Source organism: Ruegeria spongiae (assembly GCF_023502395.1).
Taxonomy (GTDB): domain Bacteria; phylum Pseudomonadota; class Alphaproteobacteria; order Rhodobacterales; family Rhodobacteraceae; genus Ruegeria_C; species Ruegeria_C spongiae.
Map to the genome: position 1 here is coordinate 1 of NZ_JAMFMB010000091.1, position 815 is coordinate 815.

The 815-nt window shown below is 48.3% G+C and carries 2 protein-coding genes; both read left to right on the top strand.

What is annotated here, in order from left to right; all coding sequences use genetic code 11:
• Positions 1-105: 105 nt before the first annotated feature.
• Entirely contained in the window at positions 106-321 is a 216-nt protein-coding gene (locus M3P21_RS22375; RefSeq protein WP_249713718.1) for a hypothetical protein, read from the top strand.
• Positions 322-365: 44 nt separating this feature from the next.
• The coding region (locus tag M3P21_RS22380; protein ID WP_249713719.1) for a hypothetical protein at positions 366-815 on the top strand (450 nt) is incomplete at its 3' end.

The following is an 815-nucleotide window of genomic DNA, read 5'->3' on the forward strand; positions in this document are numbered from 1 at the left end:
CTTCTTCATATCCGCTGGGCAGGTTAGCGACTACACAGGTGCCAAACCAAGAAATAGGACCTATCTCCTTCCGAGCACAAAAATGGAAAATGCGAAGGAGAAAGCATGACCAGAGGAAACAAGTTTGACGAACGCGCCGCCGACAGTCTTCTGCCGTTTTGGGAGTTGCCTCCAAGGACACAAGACGCGCTGCGCGTGATGGGAGTTCCAAGATCGCAGAAGGTAATGATTCAGAATTCCGCAGCGCTTTTGGTGGCCTCGGTGCTGTCCAAAGTCCCATATGCCAAGCGCCGTGACATCCGTGAGGGCATTACTCAATAGGCGGCGACAGAATTACTGTAAGGCCTGAAACAGAGAAAAAACTCATGACAAGCATCATGGAGATTATATTCGGTGCAACTCCAGAAACTCGGGAGAGAGCAATTTGGCGCATAAACTTGCGAATTACTGGTTGTAAGTTCTTCGACAGCACTGTGGGCTGGATGTTTTACTTCTCACAAATTGATGACAAGAGTCTTCTGACTAAGATGGATATCCAAATCAAGCGAGCCGCGATACGGAAGTTCGGTCCAGAAGCCGCTAATCGCGTCAAGCGGTTGGTGAAAGCATACCATCAAATCAAATATTCTCATCGTGACAGCACATATTTCCCTAACTTCGACTTGTACAGTCGGGAGCAGAAGATCGTACACTTGGAGCTATTGGCACCGGGGAAATTCAGAAACTTGGAAGCAAAGTCAGACCAGCAAATTTCCCGTATCTTCAGTGCATCAGTCTGGCGCGAAGTGAAACGCATGGAAAGGGATACATTGAGC

Excerpts from the sequence above, each read along its gene's own strand:
- M3P21_RS22375 (WP_249713718.1), top strand. The coding sequence starts at position 106 with ATGACCAGAGGAAACAAGTTTGACGAACGCGCCGCCGACAGTCTTCTG.